4 protein-coding genes are annotated in these 3309 nt (G+C 69.5%); 2 read left to right on the forward strand and 2 right to left on the reverse strand.

Features of this window, described 5'->3' with window-relative positions; all coding sequences use genetic code 11:
• Positions 1 to 324 precede the first annotated feature (324 nt).
• Entirely contained in the window at positions 325 to 1131 is an 807-nt protein-coding gene (locus tag C1J01_RS47145; RefSeq protein ID WP_111185571.1) for an S-methyl-5'-thioadenosine phosphorylase, read from the forward strand.
• Positions 1128 to 1715, forward strand: coding sequence for a CpaB family protein (locus tag C1J01_RS47150; protein ID WP_111185573.1), 588 nt, complete (start codon positions 1128 to 1130; stop codon positions 1713 to 1715). Before C1J01_RS47145 ends, C1J01_RS47150 begins: the two co-directional genes overlap by 4 nt.
• A gap of 6 nt (positions 1716 to 1721) precedes the next feature.
• On the opposite strand, the gene C1J01_RS47155 is transcribed toward C1J01_RS47150, so the two are convergent.
• Both C1J01_RS47155 and C1J01_RS47160 read right to left on the reverse strand, forming a co-directional pair.
• On the reverse strand, positions 1722 to 2735 hold the full coding sequence (locus tag C1J01_RS47155) for a M15 family metallopeptidase (protein ID WP_235855141.1): 1014 nt from the start codon (positions 2733 to 2735) through the stop codon (positions 1722 to 1724).
• 282 nt (positions 2736 to 3017) lie between these two features.
• Positions 3018 to 3309: hypothetical protein (locus C1J01_RS47160; RefSeq protein WP_220040472.1), on the reverse strand; the 292-nt coding region annotated here is incomplete at its 5' end.

A 3309-nucleotide genomic window follows, 5' to 3' on the forward strand; every position in this document is an offset into this window, starting at 1 on the left:
AGCCCCGCCCCGGGCCGGCACACCATGCCCCCGGCAACCGCCGCACCCCACGTGCGCTCTCATCGGGGGCGATGGCGCATCATCCCCCGAGGCCCTCGGCTCATGAACCATTCGGGTGGCGCGCCCCAGCTCCTCCCCCAGATCCGCCGCCTTCGTGGCATCCCGCAACCGTGCGAGCCCCGCTGCCCGCACGCGGCGATACCACTCTTCGTACTGGCGTTCGCACACCGCGCGATCCAGTTGTCCACAGGCCGGAAAACGGGTTATCCACAGAACGCCGTTCTGACTCCCGGCCCCGCCCGCCGCTCCGGATACTCTCGCGCCATGGTCACACGCGCAGACATCGGCGTCATCGGCGGATCGGGCTTCTACTCCCTGCTCGATGACGCGGAGGAGATCGAGCTCAGCACCCCCTACGGGCCGCCCAGCGACACCGTCACCATCGGACGGATCGGCTCCCGTTCCGTGGCGTTCATCCCCAGACACGGACGAGATCACCGTTTTCCCCCACACCGCATCCCCTACCGTGCCAACCTCTGGGCGCTGCGTTCGCTCGGCGTCCGCCAGGTGCTCGCGCCGAGCGCCGTCGGTTCACTCAAAGCCGAGTACGGCCCCGGCGCCCTCGTCATCCCCGACCAGCTCGTCGACCGCACCTCTGGCCGCGTCCAGACGTACTACGACGCCAACGGCGCCGTCCACGTCGCCTTCGCCGACCCCTACTGCCCGTCGGGCCGTGCCGTGGCCGTCCGCGCCGCCCAGGCCGGCGACTGGCAGACGGTCGACGGCGGCACCCTCGTCGTCATCGAGGGCCCGCGCTTCTCCACCCGGGCCGAGTCCCAGTGGTACGCGAGCAACGGCTGGTCGATCGTGGGCATGACCGGCTTCCCCGAGGCCATCCTGGCCCGCGAGCTGGCCCTGTGCTACACGTCGATCTCGCTGGTGACCGACCACGACGCCGGAGTCGAGGCCGGCCAGGGTGTCACCCACGACGAGGTGCTGGCGTTCTTCGCCCAGAACGTCACCCGCATGCGCTCGCTCGTGTCCGAGACCGTCCAGGCCCTGCCCGAGGAGCGCACGTGCCCGTGCGGTTCGGCTCTCGACGGCATCAAGCTCCCCTTCGACCTGCCGTGACCCTCCACACCTGGCTGACCCGCTACGCCCGTCGCCGCCGCCTCGTCGCGGCGGCGCTGGCCGCGGTATCGGTCATATCCGCCTACCTCGCCACACGTCCCGCCACCACCGGCGCCCCCACGGTGCTGGTGGCGTCCCGCGACCTGGCGCCGGGCCCCATCCGTACGGGCGACTTCCACCGGGCCGCGCTCGATCCGCCACCCGCCGGCGCGATCGGCGAGGTCACCCCGGGCCAGACCCTGGCGACCCCCATGCGCCGCGGCGAGCCGCTGACGGACGTCCGGCTCCTCGCGTCCTACCACCTTCCGCAGGGCCTGGTCGCGACCCCGGTGCGCCTGGCCGACGCGGCGACGGCGTCCCTGATCTCGCCGGGTTCGACCGTCGATCTCCTCGCCTCCTCACAGGAGGGCGTGCCGGCCCGCCACATCACGTCCGGCACCACGGTGATCACCGTCCCGCCCGTACGCGAAAGAGACGCCCACAGCGGCGCACTGATCGTCCTGGCGACCACCCCGACACAGGCGGCCGAGCTCGCGGCGGCCCAGGCGCACGGGCGCCTCTCCATCACGATCAGACCCGGCTGAGGTCGCTCAGAGCTGCGAATCAATCTTGGGGTCGTACTCCCAGTGCCACGGCTCGAACGGGTTGCTGTACGCCCATGCCGGGTGGAACCACCCGTACCGCTTGGAGTTCTTCTCCATCCACACGAACTCCGGCGACCCCGACCGTTCCACCCCGCCACACAGGTCGACGGCCAGCCCCAGCCCGTGGTTGCTCCGCCCCGGTACCGCGGCGAACCCTGGCCGCCGGTAATAGACGGACTGCTGCTCGGCGAGACTGCGATAGGCATCGGTCACGCACATCGGCTTTCCGAACTGCCTCTTGTACGCCTCGTTCAGGCTGACGAAAGCGATCGTGGCGTCCGCTCGGAGGCTGAACCCCTTCTGCTGCAACGGACAGAGCATGCTCTTGGGAATCAGCCCGTTGGGATAGTCGCCCGCCGTCGCCGCCCGGAGCGGGTTGCAGCCCAGCGCCGCCCGCCCAACCTTGTCGATCTTGATGCCGAGCTTCACCAGCGCCGCGGTCAACGACTTGACGATCTTGTCCGACCGCTGGCGCAACGTGTCGACCTCGGCCGCGAGCTGCGCCTCGGCGAGCAGATTGCCGGCCCGCAGCTCCTGGGCCTCGGCGGCCAGCTGTTCGGCCTGCTTGTAGAGCGTGCTGGTCTGCTCGACGGCCTGCTGGCGTACCGTCACCATCTGGTTCACGTCGCTCAGCGCCCGCAAGGTGCGCTCGTCCGCGTCACCCGACATGAAGGGGAGGACTCCGTTGGTCGCGAGCGGCTGTTCATACAACAACTCCGCCAACTGCGACACCGGCTGCCGCATCACCGAGAGCCGCTGCTCCAGCTGCTGCAGCGAGTCGAGCTTGGTCTTGAGCTCCTTCTCGGAGGCCGCGATGTCGGCCCGCCGCTTCTCGAGGGCCTTGGTGGCCTCCTCGAGCTCCTTGGCCGACCGCTCCGCCTCTCGCCGCAACTCGGTCAGATTGGACGGATCACGCTCTTGCACCTGCTGTTGCGCTTGGGCCCGCGCCGACGTCTGCACGCTGGGCACGATGAGAGAAGCCACCGCCATGACGACCGCGATCAGACCCGCTGATCGAGGGGATGGCACGTTCGACTCCTCCGTTTGCAATCTCGTTACCCTGGTCAGGGACGCACGTTACTACAGCACCCGGAGTGCCCGGACCGAACTCCGAAGAGCTGTTATGGGACAAATGACCCGCTTTGTACAGACCGTTCCGCACCCCTCCAGAACACGCACGCCAGGTCACCACCCGACGGCGAACCAGCACACTCCGGGGTACGCACACCCACCCAATCCGGTTCATATCCCAGGCGGCCAACTCTCCTGGGCCGCCAACTCCTGCTTCCGATCCAGGCACACCTCCCACAACCAGGTGTCCACCCACTCCCCCGGACACTCCTCCTCCGCCGTCCGCACCGGAACCGGCCTCACGGGCTCCCGCTCCACCACCTCAGGAGGTACGGACTCCCGCGCCCGCGGCACCATCGGCCGCCTCTCGCGCACCACCACCGGCACCACCGCCGGCACGCTGCCCTCGTACCACCGATCGGGATGCGCCGGCTCGGGAACCAGCACCGGCTCGAACCCCCTC

The organism is Nonomuraea aridisoli (assembly GCF_003236395.1).
Taxonomy (GTDB): domain Bacteria; phylum Actinomycetota; class Actinomycetes; order Streptosporangiales; family Streptosporangiaceae; genus Nonomuraea; species Nonomuraea aridisoli.

Bases quoted from the DNA above. Each gene is read 5' to 3' on its own strand.
- C1J01_RS47145 (WP_111185571.1), top strand. From the start codon at position 325: ATGGTCACACGCGCAGACATCGGCGTCATCGGCGGATCGGGCTTCTAC.